The 23,561-nt window shown below is 46.7% G+C and carries 15 protein-coding genes; 10 read left to right on the top strand and 5 right to left on the bottom strand.

What is annotated here, in order from left to right:
* Positions 1-4: 4 nt before the first annotated feature.
* Entirely contained in the window at positions 5-2,563 is a 2,559-nt protein-coding gene (locus QUB14_RS05070) for a glycosyltransferase (protein WP_333215449.1), read from the bottom strand.
* A 772-nt stretch (positions 2,564-3,335) separates the two neighbouring features.
* Here QUB14_RS05070 and QUB14_RS05065 point away from each other — a divergent pair.
* From QUB14_RS05065 to QUB14_RS05050, 4 genes are all read left to right on the top strand, one after another.
* Positions 3,336-5,204, top strand: a complete 1,869-nt coding sequence (locus tag QUB14_RS05065; RefSeq protein ID WP_333215451.1) for an efflux RND transporter periplasmic adaptor subunit — start codon at positions 3,336-3,338, stop codon at positions 5,202-5,204.
* 142 nt (positions 5,205-5,346) lie between these two features.
* Positions 5,347-6,564: an ABC transporter permease gene (locus tag QUB14_RS05060; protein WP_333215453.1), complete on the top strand. Its 1,218-nt coding sequence runs from the start codon at positions 5,347-5,349 to the stop codon at positions 6,562-6,564.
* A 165-nt stretch (positions 6,565-6,729) separates the two neighbouring features.
* Entirely contained in the window at positions 6,730-7,950 is a 1,221-nt protein-coding gene (locus QUB14_RS05055; RefSeq protein ID WP_333215455.1) for an ABC transporter permease, read from the top strand.
* A 327-nt stretch (positions 7,951-8,277) separates the two neighbouring features.
* Positions 8,278-10,008 (top strand): chemotaxis protein CheB, encoded by a 1,731-nt coding sequence (locus QUB14_RS05050; protein WP_333215457.1) that lies wholly within the window; start codon positions 8,278-8,280, stop codon positions 10,006-10,008.
* A 187-nt stretch (positions 10,009-10,195) separates the two neighbouring features.
* Here QUB14_RS05050 and QUB14_RS05045 read toward each other — a convergent pair whose 3' ends face one another.
* The gene (locus QUB14_RS05045; protein WP_333215459.1) at positions 10,196-13,180 is read right to left on the bottom strand and encodes a glycerol-3-phosphate acyltransferase; all 2,985 of its coding nucleotides are present in this window, start codon (positions 13,178-13,180) and stop codon (positions 10,196-10,198) included.
* A gap of 208 nt (positions 13,181-13,388) precedes the next feature.
* Between QUB14_RS05045 and psb35 the strand changes: the two genes are divergently transcribed.
* On the top strand, positions 13,389-13,601 hold the full coding sequence (gene psb35, locus QUB14_RS05040; RefSeq protein WP_190732354.1) for a photosystem II assembly protein Psb35: 213 nt from the start codon (positions 13,389-13,391) through the stop codon (positions 13,599-13,601).
* Between the two features lie 405 nt (positions 13,602-14,006).
* Here psb35 and QUB14_RS05035 read toward each other — a convergent pair whose 3' ends face one another.
* On the bottom strand, positions 14,007-16,166 hold the full coding sequence (locus QUB14_RS05035; protein WP_333215461.1) for a SpoIIE family protein phosphatase: 2,160 nt from the start codon (positions 16,164-16,166) through the stop codon (positions 14,007-14,009).
* A 588-nt stretch (positions 16,167-16,754) separates the two neighbouring features.
* Between QUB14_RS05035 and QUB14_RS05030 the strand changes: the two genes are divergently transcribed.
* Positions 16,755-16,901, top strand: a complete 147-nt coding sequence (locus QUB14_RS05030) for a hypothetical protein (protein ID WP_333215463.1) — start codon at positions 16,755-16,757, stop codon at positions 16,899-16,901.
* Positions 16,902-17,086: 185 nt separating this feature from the next.
* Here the strand turns inward: QUB14_RS05030 and QUB14_RS05025 are convergent, their stop codons facing one another.
* The gene (locus QUB14_RS05025; RefSeq protein WP_333215464.1) at positions 17,087-17,659 is read right to left on the bottom strand and encodes a DUF6658 family protein; all 573 of its coding nucleotides are present in this window, start codon (positions 17,657-17,659) and stop codon (positions 17,087-17,089) included.
* 495 nt (positions 17,660-18,154) lie between these two features.
* Entirely contained in the window at positions 18,155-18,892 is a 738-nt protein-coding gene (locus QUB14_RS05020) for a DUF2993 domain-containing protein (RefSeq protein WP_333215466.1), read from the bottom strand.
* A gap of 276 nt (positions 18,893-19,168) precedes the next feature.
* Between QUB14_RS05020 and QUB14_RS05015 the strand changes: the two genes are divergently transcribed.
* The 4 genes from QUB14_RS05015 (at position 19,169) to QUB14_RS05000 (ending at position 23,192) form a co-directional block, all read left to right on the top strand.
* Positions 19,169-20,581, top strand: a complete 1,413-nt coding sequence (locus QUB14_RS05015; protein ID WP_333215468.1) for a DICT sensory domain-containing protein — start codon at positions 19,169-19,171, stop codon at positions 20,579-20,581.
* Between the two features lie 274 nt (positions 20,582-20,855).
* Complete coding sequence (locus tag QUB14_RS05010; protein WP_333215470.1) at positions 20,856-21,449, top strand: pentapeptide repeat-containing protein; 594 nt, start codon at positions 20,856-20,858, stop codon at positions 21,447-21,449.
* Between the two features lie 127 nt (positions 21,450-21,576).
* Positions 21,577-22,332, top strand: coding sequence for a DUF2993 domain-containing protein (locus tag QUB14_RS05005; protein WP_333215472.1), 756 nt, complete (start codon positions 21,577-21,579; stop codon positions 22,330-22,332).
* Between the two features lie 569 nt (positions 22,333-22,901).
* The gene (locus tag QUB14_RS05000) at positions 22,902-23,192 is read left to right on the top strand and encodes a DUF1816 domain-containing protein (protein ID WP_333215474.1); all 291 of its coding nucleotides are present in this window, start codon (positions 22,902-22,904) and stop codon (positions 23,190-23,192) included.
* Positions 23,193-23,561 lie beyond the last annotated feature (369 nt).

Below are 23,561 nucleotides of genomic sequence, written 5' to 3'. Positions count from 1 at the left end.
ATGGTTAGGATGTGACCCTTTCAGTTATTGAAGGGACTGGCACTAGCTCTAATTTCTTAGCCACGATCTCTAGGACGTGGTACATCGTGCGCCCCAAACAGAACTGCTGATACAAAATGATCGCTGCGATCACTGCACCAAGTACTCCTGTAGCTACGGCTACCTTAGTCAGGCCTAGAATAAGAGACACAATTGTAACCAAAACCCAAAACCATAGGATTGTTGCAGCCATCCGCGACATCCTTAGCGTACACCCCACTCTTAAGAGTCTCTTATTCCCTCCGTGGTTTTCGGTACAAACTTTAATCATTGCTCTGGGAAAGAATCCTTGATGAATCTTCAGATCCCAGTCACTCCATCCTTGATCGACGGTAATAAAATACTTGCGGGGCAAGAGGAAGTCCATCACTTCCTGAATCAGACTCTCTTTCTCCAGACCTACCTCCGTCCAATAGGATAAGAAAAGGGATCGCTTCTGCCAAGAAATCTCAGGTTTTTGCACAAGCTCGTCAAACTTTATCGGCTCCACCTGGCTAAGTCCCCGCCTCCGCCAAAAGTAACGCTCTAGGCTGCGTACAAGAGGACCTAAGTAAATCAGCAATGCCACTAGCAAACGACCTTGCAGTCCCTGAAAACGACTATCCATCTGGGTCCGTAGCGAACCGGATATACAGTAGCTCCATGATAAAAAGAGCGGTGCTATACCTAACCACGGGTTGCCACCCGACAAGACTAAATAAATAAACAACAAGGCAGCTCCGACATTCCACTCCAGCGTCAGAGGAAGATAAGAGAGGAAGGAGGCGGGAGGCTCATACAGGGTTTGAAACAACCCGCGACCAAAACCCCCAGAGTAAATAACAGGCTGACCGGAGAGGAAACTAGAGGAAAGGTCGCCGTAGATCCTGCCTAGCCACTGCGATTGTCCCAGCAGGTTAAAGCGGTAGGGATGTTTGAAATATACGAGAGCTTCTGCTTTACCATAGCCGCGCTGCTGCTTAAGGTAGTCTTTAACTGTGTTACGCCGAAAGTGCCACACTACTGCTGCTGGGCTAAAGCCAATTGTATAACCCTTGTCTTGCAAGCGCCAGCAGATATCAACATCGTCACCCGCTGCATGAAACATGGGGTCAAAGCCTCCTATTTCCTCTAATACCTTACGGCGAAAAGCCATGTTACAACCTGGGATGTGTTCAGCGACTTCATCACTCAAAAGGACGTGAGTTGGCCCACCTGGAGACACGGCAACACAGGAGGGGACAAGAGAGTTCTCTGGGGGAGGGAAGTTTGGTCCACCCACTGCCGAAAGTCCTGAAGACAGAAACTTGGCAACCATATAAGTAAGCCAGTCTGGATCGGCTACGCAGTCCGAGTCGGTATAGGCAATAATTTCACCTGTTGCCTCTGCTAGACCTACATTGCGTGCCACGCTTAGCCCTTTATTATCCTGGCTGATTAGTTTGATATAGTCATAAGATTTGGCGATTTTGAGAGTGCCATCAGTCGATCCATCATTGATTACAATAACTTCGTAGTTCGGATAGTTGAGTTCTTTGAGAGAAGCTAGGCAACTGTCAATAGTGCGATCGGCATTGTACGCGCATACAACCACCGAGACCCGAGGATACTCCGGTAATGCTGGTGGCAGATGTGCTGTGTAATACTGTTGCACTGTCTGGAACGCAGTTTTCTTACTTCGTTCGGCATCCACTAGACCAAAAGCCCAGTCCTCGATAGCAGACCCCCCCGTAAACCACTCGTCAGTCCAAGAAAACACGATCGTCCCCGCTGCTCCCATATCAAAACTGGTTGACAATTTTTGAGCGATAATTTCGGCTTGGGATTGGGTACCCTCACGGATTGAGTCAACACCAAACTCGCTTAACACCAAAGGTTTATCTTCTGCCAGGTTATGCAGTCGGGAGAGGTAGCTGCGGAAATCCTTTTCTCGATGTAAGTAAACGTTAAAAGATAAGAAATCAGTAAAGTCAATATCTAGATACTCAGTACAAGGATAATTGGCATAGCTCACAAGCGCCTTTGGATCGGCATCTTTTACCACCCCCATTAACTCCTTAAGAAAAGCACGGATTCGCTTGGCACCGTGCCACCGCACAATATCCGAAGGAATTTCGTTACCAATCAAATAGCCAAATACACCCGGATACTCTCGACAGGCTTTCACCCCATTGGCAATTGTCTGACGAATCTCTGCTCTAGTAGAAGAGGAGTCAAGGAAGGCAATATGCTGAGCCCAAGGTATACCAATGAGTATTCTGAGACCGTAGGTTGCCGCTAGATTCAAAAGCCAATCGGGTGGAATGGTATAGGTGCGTATACAGTTTGCCCCTAACTCTGCCATCAGTGCAAAGTCTTTCTCTACCATAGGTTTTTCGGGAAAAGGCGCACCGTGACTACCTAACGAGAAAGTACCATAGGTCACCCCCTTGAGGAAGAATTTCTTTTCCCCAACAAAGAAAAATTTTCCCTTTACTGTAACCGTCCCAGGATTGGGCAAAGGCTGACTACGGCAGTCCAAATTTGGGAAAGAGATATTTTCCACAAAATCCTTTAGTTTGATGTTTAGAGCAACTGTTCTTAATGATTTTCATCAATGATATAGTACAATATTTATTGTATGTAGTATAATTAAAAACAAAAATTAGCATTAGAGCGAGCAAAAATCATCTCTAGAACCCATTTGACATCTAAGAAGAGGGTGCAAGCCTTTTAAGCTTCAGTCGAATAAAAAAAAGTTGAGCTTTGCAGTCGCATTATCCAAAGTTCTCTGAAAGTTCTTGACTAAAATTTTGTATCTTTCCACCCAAGCATTTGACCGTTCTTTTCCCCCACCTTGCTCTCACGGGTACAAATCCGGATCTTCCCTGTACTTCTTTGTCTTGTTTTGAGGGTTTTTTCGAGAGTTCAAACTTGATTTTTGTCAGAATTTGTGGAGAAATCTTTTTTTACTCCTAGATGTCATCGCTTCGCGAACACGAGTCCGCAATAACCTAGTGACGGTCGATCGCCCGCTGTCATATCCCACTGCGATCGCTTGTGAGAGGGGTACTCCTAGATCCCAAAAACAATATTGTCTGCTAAAATATATTTTATTTGCCAGCAGCCAGGAGCGATTCTGTTTGGGTCCACCTCTTTTGGCTGAAAAAACTTAACATTATTTAATAATTTGCAACGATTAGCTATAATTGTTTACAGGTGCTGGTTGGGGAACTTTTTTAAAATCACCCGATGGGATGAGTCTGGAAGACGATGCCAAGCATCTGAAAAAATTTTACCTTTAAAGGTAATCCTGAGATTAAATTAGGTGAGTCGGTATGATCGTTAGCCCTAAAAAGGAAACTGCTCAGGTCAAGGTGGAAGATACTCAGACTGTAGACACCAAGGCCGCAGAGACCAAAATTGCAGATAACAAAACCGCCCAAAAGCAGTCTCCGAAGAAACCCGCGCGCAAACCGCAGCGGTGGGCGATTGGGTTGGTTGCAGCCGGGTTGCTAGCTGTACCGACCACCATATATATAGCAAAAAGTCGATCGCAGCCGAAAGTAGATGCGATCGCCACGATGACAGTGCCGGTGGAAGCGCAAAACCTCACGGTGCGGATCACGTCGAGCGGCACCGTGCAGCCCGTACAGCGCGTGAATCTCAGCCCCAAAGGCTCCGGGCGCATAGCAGAATTATTTGTCGAACAGGGCGATAAAGTCCAAGCAGGACAAATCGTGGCTCGCATGGAAAGCCGCGATGTAGAAGCTCAACTAGCTCAAGCTAAAGCCCGCGAAGCCAGCGTGCGAGCTAAACTCGCCAAAATCGAAGCAGGAAATAGATCGGAAGACATCGCCAGCGCCAGAGCGCGCTTAGAGCAAGCAGAGGCCAGTCTCGCGCAAGTCCAAGCGGGCAGCCGCGTGGAAGAAGTTGCAGGAGCCAGAGCTCGCTTGCAGCAAACTCAAGCAGGTTTGCAACGACTGCGAGCTGGCAGCCGCGTTGAAGAAGTCAGCCAAGCGCGAGCTCGTTTAGCCCAAGCTCAAGCTCGTTTAGCAGATGCTAAAACCGGCAGTGTCAAACAAGAAATTGCCCAAGCACAAACGCAAATTGACTCGAGTAAAGCCCAAGCCGAACTAACCGCTCAACGGGTAGAACGCAATCGGCCGTTAGTGGAAGAAGGTGCTCTGGCTAAAGATAAACTGGATGAATTAATTAAAGAAAATCGTACAGCCCAAGCTAAATTAATAGAATCCCAAAGACGCCTGCAACAACTGCAAGAAAGTCGGGAGTCGCAAATTCAGCAACTGCAAGCTGCTGTGCAAGTCGAGCAGCAAGCATTGAAGCAATTGCAAAACGGCACGCGATCCGAAGAAATTGCTCAAGCCGAAGCAGAAGTTGCCGAAGCAAAAAGCAAATTAGCGCAAGTAGAAAACGGCAACCGTCCAGAAGAAATCGCCAAAGCCGAAGCAGCAGTTGCTGAAGCTAAAAGCCAATTGGCGGCACAAGAAAACGGTTCTCGCCCGGAAGAAATAGCTCAAGCTCAAGCTGAATTAGCCGAAGCTCAAGCTCAAGTTCGCTTTCAAGAAGTCCAGTTAGAAGATACGAAAGTTCGCGCTCCATTTGCTGGAGTTATTACCCAAAGATACGCGATTCAAGGAGCTTTTGTAACTCCGGCAACTTCGGCATCGGAAGCTACTTCGGCAACTTCGACATCGATTGTCGCTTTGGCTAGAGATGTGGAAGTTTTAGCGAAAGTCCCGGAGGCTGATATCAGTCAAATTAAACCGGGCCAAGAAGTTGAAATAGTGGCTGATGCTTATCCAGATAAAGTGTTTAAAGGTCGCGTTAAATTAATTGCGCCGGAAGCTGTTAAGGAACGGGATGTGACGCTATTTCAAGTTCGAGTTGCCATTGATACAGGCAAAGAGTCGCTGCAATCGGGGATGAATGTAGATTTGAGATTTGTCGGTCAAAAGCTGAGCAATGCTTTAGTTGTGCCGACGGTGGCAATTGTGACTAATAAAGGTCAAACGGGTGTGCTAGTTCCTGATGAGAAACAACAGCCGAAGTTTAAGCCTGTTACGGTTGGCTCGACTATTGGCAACAAGATTCAGATTTTAGAGGGTGCAAAAGCGGGCGATCGCGTTTTTACCGAACTTCCTCAAGGTAAAAAATTAGAGGATATTATCAAGAATCAGAAATAGGGCATGGGGCAGAGGGCAGAAGGCATTACCAATTGTGAATTGCAAATTGGTTGTTTGTTATTTGTTATTTCATGATTGCTCCTTTTTCCCTCTTCCCTCTTCCTTCTTCCTTCTTCCTTCTTCCTTCTTCCTTCTAAAAATTATGGATATTGTTGAAAGCGTCAAAATGGCCGTCACAACTTTGATGGCAAACAAGCTTCGCAGCACCTTGACGATGTTAGGAATTATCATAGGCAATGCTTCTGTCATTTCGATGATCGGTATCGGGGAAGGAGCTCAAACATTTATCGAGGGACAAGTTAACTCTCTGGGTTCAAACTTGCTATTTATTATTCCCGGAAGTCCTGAAGCCCAAAGCCGGCCGGTGATTCCGCCACAGACTTTAGTAGTGGAAGATGCAGAGGCGATCGCATCTCAAGTTCCTTCTGTCCAAGAAGTCGCACCAACTCTCAATGATAGTCAACTCGTTACTTACCGCAATAAAAACGTTTCATCTTCCATTGTCGGAACTACCCCAGAATTTCTGACAGTTAGAAGCTTTGATGTCGGTCAAGGTCGATTTTTAAGCAAATTAGATTTAGAAAGACAAGAAAATGTGGTTGCTTTAGGATCGGAAGCAGCAGAACAATTGTTTGGCAATACACAGCCAGTGGGTCAATACATTCGCATCAAAAATTCTAGCTTTCAAGTGATTGGAGTCATGCAGGCGAAAGGTTCAAGTTTTGGCGACAATCAAGATATGAACGTTTATTTGCCGCTGACAACAATGGCCAACCGGATCGTAGGTCGCTCGTCTCCCTACGGTACAAAAGTAACATTTATTTCGGTTGCGATCAAAGATGAAACTATGATGCAAGCGGCCCAATTTCAAATAGAAAATCTGCTCAGGTTGCGTCATAAAATCACTAAAGAAGATGATTTTACAGTCCGAAATCAGAAAGAGTTAATGAAAACTTTGGGCAACATTACTGGTGGTTTGACGTTGATGTTGGCTTTTGTGGCAGCAATTTCGCTGTTTGTCGGCGGCATCGGGATTATGAATATCATGCTGGTTTCTGTTACCGAACGCACCAAGGAAATTGGATTGAGAAAGGCGATCGGAGCATCTCAGCAGGATATCCTGATTCAGTTTATGATCGAGTCTGTGATTTTGTCAGCGGCAGGCGGGGCGATCGGCACTGGATTCGGTATCGGAGGCGTGCTTTTAGTCGCTGCTTTTACTCCTCTGCAAGCTAGCGTTTCCCCAGTGGCGATCGCACTTGCAGTCGGTGTTTCCGGCAGCATAGGCTTATTCTTCGGCATTGTACCTGCAAAACAAGCTGCTAAATTAGACCCGATTGTGGCTTTGAGAAGTGCTTAATCAGTTTGTTGACGGTTGACTGTTGACTGTTGACTGTAGTAATTCATTATTAAGTGTGTCATGGTTTGCTGTGCGTCGCAATCCCAATCCCCTGGGATTTTGACGCACAGCAAACCATGACATTGGCCTGTTTTTCTTGTTCCTTCTTGTTCATTTAAAGAAAATATGAATTTTATTGAAAGCGTCAAAATGGCAGGTCAAACACTGCTAGCAAACAAAACTCGCAGCAGTTTAACAATGATCGGCATGATTGTCGGCAACGCCTCAGTAATTGCCATGATTGGAATTGGAGAAGGAGCTCAAAAATTTGTAGCAGGACAAGTTCAATCGCTGGGTACAAATGTATTAATCGTGAGGCCTGGAGTTCCCAACGCGAGGCGAAGTTCTCTCACAAATGTGCCTCAAACTCTCGTACTGCCAGATGCAAAGGCGATCGCCACTCAAGTTCCCTCCGTTCAAGGCGTGTCAGCGGAACTTAACAGTTCCGAAATAGTTCGCTACAGCAACAAAAATGTTTCTGCTCTAATTTTTGGCACGATTCCCGAATTTCTAGAAGTCAGAAGTTTTGAAATGGCAAAAGGGCGGTTTTTGACCGAACTTGATGTTAAGCAAAGTAACCAAGTTGTGGTTCTCGGTTCAGAATTAGCGGAGAAACTTTTTGGCAATACAAATCCCTTGGGCGAACAGGTGCGTATCCAAAATGTCAGCCTCAAAGTAATTGGAGTATTGGCCCCCAAAGGCACATCTTTTGGCACGAATTTTGACAATTCCGCCGCTGTGCCGATCGCCACAATGGCCAATCGCATAGTCGGGCGCACATCTCCCTACGGTTTGGCTGTCACGTCGATATTTATTTCGATTAAAGATGAATCGCAAATGGACGCGGCGCAATTTCAGGTGGAAAACCTGCTGAGATTGCGGCACAAAATTACTACCGAAGATGATTTTAGTGTCAGAAACCAGAAAGATTTAATGGCAAGAATGGGGGCAATTTCCGGCGCTTTGACTCTGATGTTAACTGCTGTTGCCAGCATTTCCCTCTTAGTCGGCGGAATTGGGATTATGAACATTATGCTTGTGTCGGTGAGCGAACGCACTCAGGAAATCGGGCTCAGAAAGGCGATCGGCGCATCCCAACAAGATATCTTGTTTCAATTTATTGTCGAAGCTGTAATTTTGTCGGCTGCCGGAGGGATAGTCGGTACTTGCGTAGGTGTCGGCGGTATCTTGCTTGTAGGTAATTTCACGCCCTTGCAAGCTGGTATTTCGCCCGTGGCGATCGCCCTTGCTGTCAGTGTATCCGGTGCAGTTGGCCTCTTTTTCGGCGTTGTCCCCGCCCGCCAAGCCGCCAAACTAGACCCGATCGCAGCCTTGAGAAGTGCTTAATCAATATATACTTACTCAGTTACACCATCCGCGCCTTTTATGAAGGTAAAAATTATATTGCTCTAAATTTAAAAAAAATGTTTTTTTGTAAAATTTTAACCAAGTGGCAGTATGGGAGGCAGTTTTAAGGACTGTATTTTTACGCACATTCAGAGCGCAAAACTTTATAAAAAGCCCATTAAATATTAAAGATTCAATAAAGCTGTGTTGTGGTGTTTACTTCCGCGCCAGAAAGTTTAATAATATTAAACTAGGGGTAAACACACTTAAGCATCTATAGAGTTTACGAAACCTTTGCGATTTAATCAAAATATCCAATAAATAAACATGGCATCCCGGACCTCTAGTTCTAAGTTTGACTATCTCGAAGGAACCACCGAACCAGACAGATTTAACGCCTTGGATGGCAACGACATCATTTATGCCAACAGCGGAGACGACTATCTCGAAGGCGATGTCGGCAAAGACAAAATCTGCGGCGACTCAGGCAACGATACGATTCTTGGCGGTGCGGACAATGACATCCTCTGGGGAGGCAAAGGCACCGACCTAATTGGTGGCGATTCCGGGAACGACATCATCTACGCGGGCGCAGGCAGCGATACCATGAGCGGCGGCACAGGCGATGATATATTTGCCATTGCTAAAGGCAGCGGCGGCCCAACTGTAGCCACAGCCGACTACATCGCCGACTTCGGCAACGGCAATGACAAAATTCGATTGCTAGACGGCCTCACCTTTGAAGATTTAAACATCCAGCAAGGCACCGGTGCCAACAGCAACAGCACCGTCATTCAAGACAAACTCACGGGCGAGTATTTAGCAGTCTTGCCGGGAGTCAACAGCAACACAATCAACCGCGACCAATTCACAAATCAGCTATCGGGAAACCCTGTCATCGAGTGGAACGGAGTCATGCTGAATGCAGTGCGGACAGCCAGCACCGCGCCTCCCCTCGCCTCCCGCAACATGGCAATGGTTCACGCAGCCATTTACGATGCTGTTAACTCTATCAGCAAAAAATACACCCCTTACCTCGTGGAAATAGACCCACCTGCAGGTACATCAGCAGAAGCAGCCACCGCCGCGGCCGCCTACGGCGTCTTACGCCTCCTCTACCCAGCACAAGCAGCCACATTTGACGAAGCATACGCATCGTCTCTAGCTAAAATTACCGACGGCAAAGCCAAACAAGACGGGATTGCCCTGGGACAGCAAGTTGCCGACCAAATTATCAGTTCGCGGAGTACAGACGGCATCACGAATCTAGTGGAGTACACCCCCTCAACCAACCTTGGCAGTTGGGTGCCGACTCCCCCCGCCCTGGCCGCCCCGCTGGCGCCGCATTGGGGGGGCGTGACTCCCTTTGCGCTGACTAGCGGTTCTCAGTTCCGCCCGGACGGCCCGCCCGCCCTTGACAGCGCCAAGTACGCAGAGGAACTTAACTACGTCAAAGAAATCGGCAAAAGTGACAGCCTCACGCGCACCCCAGACCAAACAGCGATCGCCAAATTCTGGGCCAACGGCGCTGGGACGTTTACGCCTCCGGGCCACTGGAACCAAATCGCCGAAGAAACAGCGACTCTCACTGGTCAATCCTTAGAAGATAGCGCCCGCTTGTTCGCCCTGCTGAATATTGCTCTGGCCGATGCAGCTATTAGCTGCTGGGATGCCAAGTACCAGTACAATTTATGGCGCCCGGTGACAGCTATCCGCCAAGCTGACACAGACAACAATCCCGAAACCACAGCCGACCCCCTGTGGACTTCGCTGATACCTACTCCGCCGTTCCCTGAGTACATGTCGGGCCACAGTACCTTTAGCGGTGCAGCCGATGTCGTTATGAGTTCTGTATTTGGTTCGGATTACGGCTTTGGAGATCCGGGAGACAAAACTGTCAACACTTTGCGAACCTATGAAAACTTCAGCGCAGCGGCCGATGAATCGGGCATCAGTCGCATTTACGGAGGCATTCATTTCATGAGTGCTAACGTAGATGGTTTAAGTGCGGGTAGAAATGTGGGGAACTATGTTGTCCAGAATTTCTTAAAGGCTTAGGAAAGTCGGGGCGGGTTTACGAGATTATTGGTTTGAGCTTACATCTTTCACCATTTTCAAGAACGGGCAAGATGCCCGTTCCACAAAACTCAATTTTCTTGTGGAATGGGCATCTTGCCCGTTCCGCAAGATGCCTGTTTTACAAGAAATCAACTCTTTGTGGAACAGGCATCTTGCCTGTTGCTAATTATTCCAGCAGTTCTACAGTGCCGAGATACCCGTCTACTCGGACTTTTTGACCGTCTCGCAAGCGAGTGGTCGCTTCAGAAATATTCATGACTGCGGGAATTTTGTACTCGCGAGCGATTATTGCTCCGTGAGATAGTTGGCCGCCAACTTCGGCGATAATTGCTGTTGCTCCTAATAGCAGCGGTGCCCAACCTGCATCGGTGTAAGGAACTACTGCGATCGCATTTTCTCCTAAATCTGTGCTCGCGGTGCGGCAAATCTTGACAAAGCCTTCGACACGACCAATACTTGCTGGAATTCCCTGGATGATATTAGTTGCGGATGTGGCAAGTTCGATCGACCTTTTCTGAGAATTTGGCAGCAAATTGCCGTAGACGACAGGGGGAATCGGACGATCGCGATCGGCTAAGAGGCGATCGCGCCTTGCCGTAATTGTATCCTTAAACGAAACACTCGCCCCGCTGCGAATCCATTGCTGAATTTCCCCAAATTCCAGATAAAAAATATCCCCGCTTTCCTGAAACACCTGCATTGCCAATCCGCAAGCTTCTATCTCCAAAAAAGTCCAGCGTAGATGAGCCAACAACCGCGCGTAAATTTCGCTAATTTCGTTTTTGACGCTCGCTCTTTCCTGACATTTATCTAGCCGCCACTCCTGCCCAAAACTCAAGCCTAATTTCCGCTTTTCGACTAAATTAATTTGGGCTTTTTGAGCCATACTTATTAGCAGTTTTTGGTAAACTTCCGGTTGTTCTCGCCAAGTATGAACAGCGATATCCGTTCCCACTTCGCTCAAATATCCGTAAATATCAAGCCACTTTTCAAAGTCTGCTTGTAAAGCTGGAGTTTCAGAAAATGTCTGTGCTAAATGTGCGACTGAAACAGTTTCGTCAGACTGCGAAACAGCAGCTTGCCGCAATTTTTGAGCCAACTGCTGCAACGCTCGCACAGAAGCAATTTCAGGAGCGCTTTCATTGTCCAGCCATTCATCAGAAACGCGAAAAATTGCCTTGCGAATAGCCAGCCCGATCGGCCCTAATATATTGTAGTAAGTAATCGGTTTCAGCCACTCCTGAATTTGCTCGGCTTTCTCCAACAATTCCGACAAATATTGATAATCTGGCATTGGGCATTGGGCATTGGGCATTAATATTTCTTCTTCGCTCAAACCTCTTCCTTCTTCCTTCTCCAGACTTTGCAGTGCGGGGAGGAAAATAGAAGTGCGATCGCGTTTAAATTCTGCATTCAGCGCCCTCTCCCGCTGCACCAGACGCCACAAACCAGGCAAATTAGGCAAAATCTTCCCCAAAGGCGGCTTGCCCATCTTTTGCCCTCTGAGCAAAAATTCCAAACCCTGCTCTGGCAATCCCATCATCCGAAAAATTTCGCCCAACAAAGTCGCATTAAAATAGGCGTGAGAACCCAGCAAAGTTGCCGTTTCATTAAAGTTTAAGCCACTGGCGCGATCGCCCAAAACCACCTGAAAAATCTCTCCCCAAACCCCGCAAGTAAGCGGTCGATTAATGGACCAAGTTAGCGGGCGAATTGCACCGGGAATCACTTCTGCTGCAATAGTGCGCGTCCAAAAAGGCTGTAAATTTGTAATCGGCCGACTTTGCAAAATCCAAACTTTTTCGCCGTCCCAACTCCACTCAATATCCTGCGGGATGCCGTGAAAAAAAGCTTCGATTGCTTGCGATTGTTTCACCAATTTTGCTATAATCGATTTATCAATAATAGAATTATTTTCAACTTCACTTAAACTTTTTTCTAATGATTCAGGTGTACTAAAATCTATTTCTAAATGAACCGGAGTAACTTGTCCGCCGACAACTGATTCAGCACCTCCCGGCAAAGCTTCAATAATAATCTGGGAACCGCCATCTAAAGGATTGCGGCTGAACATGACTCCCGCAATTTGGCTGTCAATGTAAGGCTGAATCAATACAGCCATTTGGGTATCGGGGAGTTGTCGCTGGCGGCGGTAAGCCACAGCTTCGGAAGTCCAATAAGACTGGCGGCAGCGATTAATTGCATCGAGCAATTCTGCTTCGGTGAAAACCGGGCCAATAGTTTGATATTGTCCGGCGGCAGAACTTGTATCGCCATCTTCTCCCGCAGCAGAAGAACGCACAATCATTCGATTTTGGATTTTGGATTTTAGATTTTGGATTACAGAATTACTGATTAACAGTCGATCGGCATTTTCCTCATCGCCTCTTCCTTCTTCCTTCTTCCCTCTTCCTTCTTCCTTCTCCCCTCTTCCTTCTTCCTTCGATGCCCATATAAAACCAGCAGGTACGTTAAAACCGCCGCGTTTCAGTTGAGACAATTTAGCAGCTTTATCGCCGCAGATTGCAGCATCTAACGAGTCATCAAGAGAAAACAATTGTTCTGATTTAGATAAAGCCATATCATCACCCTGACTGAAATTAATTGCTGCTAACAACAAAGCTAACCCTGTTGCTGCTAAAAATTCAGGCATTGATTGTCGCCACACCCAAACCCAAATTGGCGTACACAGACACCCGCAACGGGAAGCAAAGAGTCTCGCCCGATCGCCCTCACCCCACCACCGCTGTGCCAAACCCCACGCCAGCAGCCCCCAAATGCCCGATGATACAGCCACCGGCGGCGAAAATACCAAAAGACCCCACACCGCGTTCGTCACGCCTCCACCTCGGGCGATCGCATATCTGCCCGCAACTAGAGGAATTAACAGGGCGATCGCGATCGCGGGTGCATCCGGGAAGCAAAATCGCCCCGCCAAAACTGGCACAATACCCCGGGCAATTTCTACCAACACCGCAGCAATTCCCGCTAATTTCCCCCCGTGAATGAAAGCTGCAGACACCCCCACATTCCCCGTGCCCAGCGCCCTCAAATCTCGGCGGCCAAACACTCGCACTGCCCATTCCGTTAGCGGTAAAGCACCCAGGCTGAAACTAGCAGTCAACAGCAATGCTATTGTCGGCAACGGCATAAAATCAGCTCTCCTATTTTCAAGCTCTAAACATTATGACGGCAATTCTGTCAATTTTTCTGTCTTCCGATATATCAACCAAACGTCCTTAGCACTTAAGATAATGTAAAAGTAGAGTAGATAAGGATTTAGCCTAATGATAGGTATCAGCTTGACCACTCCCATAGCAGTTGTTGCACCCATCCGGCGAGTAATGATTGAGCTGCTGATGCAGCAGCCAGTGCCGGAATCAAGTGTCAGCTTGAGCACTCCAATATTAGTTCTTGTTGCTGGCTTTATTGCGGCAGCTACGATCGGCTCTGTCGCCTGGTATAACTCCAAGCGTCCCCCCGGTTGGGAAGCCAAAGAACGCCCTGATTTTGTACCCAAAGTTGATAAAGATGATTTGATTGCTGAGGTTTCTGATTCAAAGAAAAAATAGAACAAAGCTGTTTGAGATCAAAAAAAGCTTTGAGAGGAATAGAAATTACCCTTGCATATCTATCCGGTAGGGTGCGCCTCGGCGCGCCTTACGCTGCTATATATAAAAGCTTTGAGTGAACAGTTTTAATAGCCCGAAAGCACTAATGTCAATACAGCGATCGCTCATCCCGCGCTCGATCCCTTTATTGACATTGATGGAAGAGATCATTAGATAGATTTAATCATAGAAATTTCGACCTTGAGTACAGCTTTAGAGTTCTCAGGAGATTCAGGCTCTTTTGGGAAGTGGCATTTGAAACATCTCACCACCTATTCGTAAATTTGGCTGCTAAGGCGATCGCCCCGACGATTATTTTGCAGTTTAATGTCATAAGTTTGTTTTTTCGACGTATGGGCGATCGCTCTAAACCAATGCGGCTGCTTGAGGGTGTGACTTTTTTTCTACGCCTAATTCCGTCCGCTTCAAAACCAACAGCGTAATATCATCAAACACTTTTTGACGGCCTATATGACGCCGTACATCGTCAATCACGGCTTGCTTGATTTCCCCAGCCGATAAATGCCAGTTTTGGCTAATGACTTCACACATCGGCTCAACGCCATACTGTTTTTTGTTAATGTCTTTTGCTTCGGTAATGCCATCGGTATATAGCACTATACCATCTCCTGGGTGTAGCTCCATTGAAATATGACTGATGAACTCAGCAATGTCATCGTCAAGAGCAATCGGAAAACCTAAATCCATCGTGTCGATACGTTCTACCTGTCCGCCAAGGCGCACAATGATTGTTTCTTCATGCTGACCGCTAATGCTGACCCGTCCTTGGGAATAATTTAAAATCGCTAGGGTGAGACTTTTCTCAGATTTCATACGCTGCACGTTTTTATACAGGGTGCGGTTGAGCGCATCTAAAAACCGAACCGGATCAGTTTCGCGGATTTCCTTGAGGGTACGGACTGCCGTTTGCGCCATCAGCATCAAGATACCGCTTTCGAGTCCATGTCCCGTGACATCGCCGATGCCCAGAGTGACAACGCCATCGGTGTTTAAAACATCATAGTAGTCGCCGCCGACTTCATCGGCAGCCTCCATGTATGCGGCAATATCGAGTCCTTCAATTTTCAGTTCCTCAGCATTGGGCAGAATCATTTGCTGCATTTGACGCACGATATCCAATTCAGCACCCATGCGAAGATTGTCTTCCTTTAGTCTCTCGTTGAGGGCAAGGATTTCGCCGTTGGCAGTTGCTAGTTCTGCCGTGCGTTCTTTGACTTTATCTTCGAGTGTTTCAAACGATTCCTTCAGTTGCCCTGCCATGCTGTCGAAGGAACGTTCCAGCGTATCAATTTCCTCAATTTCAATAAAGTCAGTGGTGCCTACTCGCTTATCGAGGTTACCAGCAGCAATTTGTTCAGCAGCTTTAGTAATTCGGAGAACGGGACGGGTAATCGAGCGAGCCGTCAGGATACCGATCGCAATTGTCAAAATCAGAGTCGCTAAACAGAGCAGGATTGTAGTACGAGTATTAGCATTGATTTGTGACATAAAGTCCGATTCTCGAACCGTAGTCACTATCACCCAATTCAGACCAAACTCATCTTGCCAAGGTTCAACCAAAACAAATTGGCGTTCCCCCTTAATCTTAAAGTCGAGTTGTTGGATCTTTGTAATCTGGTTGAGATCGCCAAAATGCTCTGACAAATACTGTGTACTTGCCCGGATCAAAGGATCGCTGCTGGTTGATGCTGCTAATCTTTCGGCTTTACCATTCTTGACTGTGTAGATAGGGGAGTTCGTTGAACTCGCAACCAGCAGTCCTTCACGATCCATGATAAACACTCCTCCCGAAGGACTAATTTTGATTTGATTCAAAAAGTTACTGATGTGAGAAATAACCAAATCAGTTTCTAGAACACCTACAAAATTGCCTGCTTTATCACGATAGGGCTGGACAGCCGGAATTCCTAACCGTACTGCTGAGTTGGAAGAAAACTGATAGATTTTACCCCAAGTCGGTTTATTGGCTTCCTTAGCCGCTCGGTACCAGGGGCGGCGGGTGGGGAGGTAGTTTTTTGAAGCACCGATCTGCTTATCAATTAGATTTCCCTGTTTGTCAAGCAGATAAACTAGCTTATTGACACCCGTACTTTTATCCTTAACTTCTACAGAAAATTTGCCACCCTCTAGTCGTTCAACACCGATAAATTTTTCCTGCTCATTACCAAACCCAATGTAACTGATGGTTTCAAACTGTTGAAGGAGTCTCCAAAAATACTGCCTTGAGGCAGAAAACTTATTGACATCCAATAAGCCTATCTGAATGAGATCATAATTAATTTGATTAACTCGCTGAGGCATTTTCAGGTAAGTCTCAAGGTGGTGATTAACTCGATTGTTGACTTCCTTTTGCAGTTGGTTTGCCAGATCATTGATTGCTCTTTGTCCGCTTCTAAAGGAGAGATAACCTACTAACCCAACAGCCGCTACAATTTGCAAAACGAAGGGAACGACGAGGGCTGTACGGAGACGCAATTTACGAGAAGTATTTTTCAAAGATTTCACGGGAATAGCGGTTAACTAAGAATAATTTACCCTTTCAGCATCGCTTCCAGTTGTTGCGGGGCGTTATTAGGAGTTTCTACCTATTCCTTCAAAACCCGCAGTGTATTATTATCACTGGCTTAGCGGGACAAAAACTGCCTTTTAAGCCCAAACAAAGCCTACACGGGCTTTATATGAAGGTGTAGAAGTCCCTGTTTTCTTGCAACCAGCAGATTTGTGGGATTTGCTCTCAGCAGTTTACAGGCAATATGCCCTGTACTATACAACTTTTTAGGCCGCCTATGAAAAAGTTTTCCCTCGCCAGCGATACCAATCTGGCGGGAGAGATAGGGGCAAAACTTCTGATATACCAAGATTCAATAACACCCTGATGCCAGGGATATCTCGCTATTGTAATAAAAACTATATCATTTTATTATAAAATGCTCTCCAATCATGTGGGAGCTATCTGGTATTTTATCGAGGGTTACAAGGCTTCTTGACGCCTAAAAGTGTTAAGGATTTTTCCTTGCTATGCACAAGAACCCAAAAATTTAAGTTTGGTAACGGAACTTTCCGTGGCCTCTTCAGCTAATTCAATCCGAACAAATGTCGAATTTAGGACAGTTGGTGGCAGGAGTGGCTCACGAAATCAAAAACCCCGTAATTTTTATTTACGGCAAAATAGTTCATGTTAATCAAAATTTTTTAGATTTATTCAACCTGATTGAAATTTACCAGACCTACTATCCATAATTCGCAGCCTAAATCTCATAAAATGTAAAACATATTGAGCTAGATTTTATTAAAAATGCAGAAATAGCGTAAATCTTGTTGAGCAGATAGCAGGTCTAAAAGCGTTTATCTAGTTTCAAGAAATTATATTATTTATGTAGGGGCTAATTTCAGACAGCCCCTACATCATCTTTGCTCCGACTGGCTTATTTTTGCAGCGGATTGAGTTTCGTAACTGAGCTTTCCTTGGCATCTTCAGCGCTATCTTTGAGGAAACCAGAAGCATCCTTAAAGGCGGCGCCTACTCTCTCTAAAATTTTGGCATCGGGATCGCTGCGGTCGAATACGGTTTGAGCCTTAGCCGGCTGTCCGTCTGGCGTGTCTAACAGAGTTTTATCTCCGCCGAGTTCGAGGTCGAACTTGTCCGTTTCCATCGGTGCAGAACCCCGATAAAGCAGCTTTGAGGAATTAGATTCACCGGTAGTCGAGGCCAGGAGACGATCGCCCACGATCGACAAATCAGCCCGATTGTTTTCTGCTTTAGCAGGCGATTGATTGACTTTAGGGTCGGTAGACATTTGATAATTCGTGTATCCATCTCCACCGCCCTTGTGGGGGTTATTCATTCCTCCCATTTGAACGGGAGGATTCTCAGGCCGAGCACCTCGAACATCGCCGGCATTGCAAGCTGTGCTGGTAAACACCAGCAAACCTGCCATCAATACAGTCAAAAATTGACCGATACGCAGTCTTTTAAAAAAAGCAGTTACTGTGTTCACAAAAGTTTTCCAATTTTTTACTACTACTTGTCAAGAGTAAAAATAAACTACCCACGCCTGCCTCTAACGGCGGTAATATTTTGCCACGGATTGCTATCTATTTTTTTATAACTTTAGAGGGATTTAAAAAGTGCGATTGCCTTCGAGAGATTATTTTTGGTATGACTAACACGCCGATATCTAGAAACCCGGTAAAAAAACCGGGTTTCTAGAGAAAGTTCGGTTGAGAAACTCGCGTACCCGACGGAGAAGAAAAGGGGGAGAGAGTTTCAAAGCGTAGTCTTCGGGTGCGTGCGTTCCAATAATTGCTCGCAAAAGCTTTTCTGTTTTTGACCACGCCCAAAAACGGATACTTGCGAACGACTCCTGCGGTGGAGTTATACAAATTTTAGACTCTTGTTCAAACACCCAGATTCATCTGTGGAGTAAATCTAACATCTAACATCTCAAATCCACTGACGCACCCTACCAGCTACTAACCTCAGAACGCTACTGCTAATCTGGGAATTTTTCGACTTTCGCTTCAGCTTCCAAAGTCAGCACACCAGCTTCCACATTTAGCTGTTGGACCCGCAGGGACATTCCCTCAAGTTCAAAATTTCGCAAGTTTAAAACTTCACCAGCTTTCTCGGCCAAAGCTTGAGTTAACTCCGGCGAAAATTCCTTGTTTTCGGGATACTCGACATCCTGAAGAGAAATTGCCCAACCGCCCGCTGCGATCTCAGGTTTGGATGTAAATTGAATTTTTTCCGTGGAGGCAGTTTCCCGCACCAATACCTCAGCATTTAAAGCGATTTTTCCGGTTAGCAATTGGCACTCAATAGTTTTAACGTCTATTGTCTGCTGTTGTCCGTCAACAGTAACTTTTAAGTTTTTCAGTTTCCTGCTGATGTATTCGGAATTAAAAGCGCGGTTGATATCGCTTTCTGTTAAAACTACGCGTGCCGCACCCAAGGCAGGGCCGTTCAGTTCAATTTTGCCAAACATAGCCGTCAGGGGATTGACAGCAATATCCTTAATGTGGATTTGCAAATCTTCCACGCGCAAATCTTGTTGCATTACCAACCCTTTGCCCTCAACGGCAACGGCCTCTACCGATCCCTGGGCTAGCTGGATGGGATCGGTGTTGACTGTGACAGACAAAGTTTCCGATTCGTCTAATTTGCTAGCAATAGCAATCTCGGCCACTTTGTCGATCGCCTGTTCCCCTAAACTCCTATTTTCTTGAAGCACGCTCAGAATTCCTAATAATTATTGCTTCAAAAATAGTAGTTAATACTTAATTGAGTTAGCGTCTTCCTCTCGGCAGGTTTCTCGTCTTAAAAAAACTCAGCCAAAGACAGAGGGTTTCCACAAAGTTGCTAAAATTAGTAAGCTGCTCTTCGGCGCACTCTACATTGACTCGGTTGCGAAGCAGTGAAAAATCAAAAACTTGGATTTTTCCCAAAAGTCTTTTCGAGAAGTTCGATCGCCCGCTACAATAAATAACAGCCGGCACCGCTTTTTGCAATGAATTCAGAATCAACTCTCGCCAGACTACAAGCTACACTTCCCGACGGAAAACTGCCTTCTAGCTACGGGGTATACTTCAAAAACACCCTAGTAGCCCTGTGTCACGCCCTAGAAGACCACATTTTGCAAACCAGCGGCGGGGACAAGATAGAACTCAAACCCCTAGTTTTGGTGGCGTTTCAGCAGGGAAAATGGTATTTACAGGAAGCCGATCGCTACCTAGATATTGCTAATGCCTCTCGGCGCATTGTCATCGCAGCAGTAGCCGACAGCGGTTTCGCTACCCACAAAACCGGTCAATTAGAAAATGTATCTTTAATAAATCTCGATGAGAGCGACCCGATAATCCAAGAATGGAATTTAATCATCCTCGCCCCGACATACAAAGCAATGGTGCTTTGCCGCGAACTTTCAGCCCAAGAATACTTGCCCGAGGGCAAGCCAGAAGTAGATACAGAGCGAAAGTTCTACGGTTTGTGGTCGTTTGACCAGTCTTTGGTGTCGGCTGCTGCAGAAATTTTTATAGAACAGACGCGACATTACAACGCCCCCCTGGCCGACAGTTTGCTGGAAATGCACCACGAAATCCTGGCAACTAAAGGCCCGCCCTTGGCCGACATTAGCGGCGTCGTATCGCGGATCGTCACTTACCTGCAAAGTTCTCAGCAGCAAATGGTGGCAATTAACCGCCAAACCCGCGAGTTGTGGGAATTGGAAGGTCAAGCTTTGCGCGTCAGCCGGAATTTGAACGCTAACAAACTTCAAGCTTTTCTGCGGATGGCCCAGCGCGTAGACGAACGCGATACCGCAAACCCCACAGCGTCTTTGCAGGTGGCGGCTTTGTCGGAAACTTTGGGTCAACTGCTGGATTTGCCGGCTTTGCAGTTGCGCAGGCTGCGGCTGGCTGGATTGCTGTTTCGAGTCGGCTTAATTTCGGCCCCGAATGAGGTGTTCGATCGCACTCCCGAGGCTTTCGACCAAGCAACTTTATCATTTTGGCGCGATCGCAGTTTCATCGGTTCCCAACTGCTGCAAGCAATGCCGGAAATAGCACCTGTCGCAGAAATTGTCAAGCACCAACTCGAATATTGGGACGGCAGCGGCAGGCCAGAGGGTTTGCGAGCCGAAACAATACCCGTGGCTTCGCGGATTTTGGGGTTGGTCGCTGATTTTCAAGAATTGACTCAACCGCGTGGCGATCGTCCGGCTTTGAGTTTGAGCCAGGCTTTGGAAGAGTGCCGGGAACTGTGCGGCATTCGCTTCGATCCGGCTTTGGTGGAAACTCTCAGCAACGTCGTCAGGCTGGCAGAAATGGGTTTGATGGAGTTACCGACTCGCCCGAGCCAACTGCCTAACGTGTGGTTGGAGGATTTGGGCGAGCGAACGACCGCGGCCGCTCCGGCATTATAAAATAACTGGATTGGTAATGGGCGATCGGTAATTGGTAATTGGGAATTGGGCATTTAGGACTCGGGCACAAATCCTTTCCAACACTAGAAAAAATCAGCCCTCTGTGCTTGCTAAGCACACCCTACCGCTTTCCAACACTAGAAAAAATCAGCCCTCTGTGCTTGCTAAGCGCACCCTACCGCTCTTAGTAGGAGCCGTAGCTTCTCTGTGCCAACCGCGCACAGAGAAGCTACTAATGAATGACTAAAAACTAATGATTAATGACTAAAAACTAATGACTAATGACCTCGAAGCCATACGAAAAGGCAAAATTTTGATGTTGGCCGGCACTGATTTAGCCGGCAAAGACTTAGCGGGAGCCGATCTCGCCGGTGCTAACTTGTCTCAAGCCAACTTGAGTGGAGCTAATCTCGCCGGCGCTAACTTGCAGCGGGCCGTATTGCGAGCCAACCTCCGCGGCGCTGACTTGAGCGGCGCTGACTTGCGAGGCGCAGATTTTCGGAATGCCGATTTGCGGGGGGCTTCCTTCGCTAACGCTTTAGTCCGCGACGCAAGTTTTGGGGGTGCTTTTTTGACAGGCGCTGCGATCGGCAATTTGGATTTGAGCGGTGTCGATTTTCGCGGCGCCGATTTGCGGGGCGCTAATATGGCTCGGGCAATTTTGCTGGCCGCCGATTTGAGCAATGCCAATTTGTCCGGCGCTGATTTGTCAGGAGCTGACTTGGAAGAAGCGATCCTGAATGGAGCCGTACTGCGCGGCGCTAACCTGACGGGGGCTAATTTGCTCTGCGCGTTGATCGAACAAACCGTTTGGGATGGAGCGTTGCTCGATCGCGCCTGTCTCCAAGGCACCCCCCTGAGCCGTTAAATTTCAACAATGTTGTTTAGAAGACAGACAAAAAACAAGATCTGCTTATGAGGTGAATAAGCACAAGCGATTTTTACATTTCTTAATATGGGGTTATAATGGCGACTGTAGACGAGCAAACGAATAAATGGTAGCAGCTTTGTTTAGCGGTACATCCTTTCAAGGTCAAAGTGGCGATCGCCTTGTTAGTAAAGTAGCAGGAGCTGCGATCGCAGCCTTATTCAAGCGTTCTGAAAAGGCCGAAGCCAACATCCGAGTCGAACCAGTAGCCAAACTCTTGCAGGGAAGCATCGACGGTTTCGACTTCGTTGGCAAAGGTATGTTGATGTACAACGGCCTCCGCATAGAAGTGATGGAACTATACCTGCAAGCACTCTCCATTGATTTTGGGGCGATTTTTGCAGGTCAAGTGAAATTGCGACAGCCTACCCAGGCAAATATGCGAGTAGTCTTAAGTCGATCGGATTTAACCACCTCATTCAATACACCTTTTGTAGTTGAAAAACTCCAGAAGCTGAAGTATCAAGAGCAATCTCTGCACTTTCAAAACACTGAAGTCAGCTTCGGAGCCGACAAATCCATTCGGCTTCAGTCCGAAATTACCGTAGGCGATGCCAGCGAACCCGTCAAAATAGATATTACAGCTCAATTGCAAGTAGAAGACCGACGCAAAATCCAATTTGTCAGCGTTACTTACGGCGGTGACGGGCAAGCAGTAGACTTGGGTCAAGCTATAATTGCCCACGTAAATAACTTGCTAGACTTAGACAAATTTGCCTTAGAAGGCACTCAACTGCGAGTAGACCGCTGCCGAGTTCAGAACGACGAGCTGGTTTTCTACGGTTGGGCTGGTATCGAACAGTTCCCCAAGGGCAAGCGCTAAACCTCAGCCTGCTGAGGTGGTCAAATGAAATTTGTGTGAAGAATTTTATAGCTTAACAACAAAACCCGCCCAGGCGGGTTTTGCTATTTTAGCGACAGTTGTTAAGCTGTGGCGCTGCTAGGGTAAGGTCGCGCTATAGCCTTTATGACAAAAATTGGGTACACCCAAACCGGTGTTGCCAAGCTTCTTAAGTTAGATTTCATAACTCATCTAGCCAAGAAATTCTATTTCCGGCGTATTTACAGAACTAAGTTGTCGCGCATTTAATTAATCAACTACTGCGTACTTAAACTGTTGTGGGGTGACCACTCCTAGCGCACCCTCAAGCTTAAATTTAAATGAAAAATAGTTGATTCACTGGGATTCTATTCTCGGCTCAAAATCAGCACTCAGGTTGATGCGATCGCATAAATTACCTTGATAAAGTTAGAGCGTCCTCAACCCAGAAACCGGGTTTGAAGGACTAAATTCTCTGGTAAAGGGCGATCGCCAGGATTGGAACAACGCGGTTGATGAGAGTCGCGGGGGCGTAAGTCCTATAGAAAATAAATAACCCCAAAAGAGGAAAAATGTTCGGATTTTATTTATTTTGTATCTACATCGCAGTCTTGTCCGTGTTTGCTGGACCAAGCACCCGCAGGTCCGAGAAATGGTGGGTAGAAATTGTCACAGATTTGCCTCACTGTACCTACTATTTTGGCCCCTTCGACACCGACAAAGAAGCCTCCAGCAATATTCCGGGCTACGTCGAAGACCTGGAAAGCGAGGGAGCCAAAAGAGTTAGCATCCGCATCAAACGGTGTCAGCCTTCGGAACTCACGATTTGCGATAGTGAATTTTCAGAGGGTATCGCGGCTTAAGAATTTTGATAGTGCAGGCGCCAGAAACCGGGTTTTTTGACTAAAATACTCCGTCTATCACGAGGGGTATATGTTAAATAACCCGGTTTCTGAGCGTCAAGAGTGCCTCAGTTTTGTTTGAGTTTTCAATTACCTCAAGCCTCAACAATAATATTAAGCACGATCTTGTCTTAGTCCTTACTCTGCGGACTTTGTATTTGTAGTGCTGGCTTAAAAGGCGGCATCTTCTCCACCAAAATGCAGATTTTAGCCAGCATTAACGGTCAAAAATAATCGGGGCTAAATCAGCACTGAGGACGAGCCGATCGCTCGCGTTGCCTTGATAAATTGAGAATACTAAAAACTACTTAAGTATTCCCAGAGGTAAAT

Origin of the sequence: Microcoleus sp. B3-D2, from assembly GCF_036705345.1 — a bacterium.
In the GTDB taxonomy this organism is placed as follows: Bacteria; Cyanobacteriota; Cyanobacteriia; order Cyanobacteriales; family Microcoleaceae; genus Microcoleus.
The sequence above is the reverse complement of the archived record's forward strand: the minus strand, read 5'-3'. Positions and strand labels throughout refer to the sequence as shown.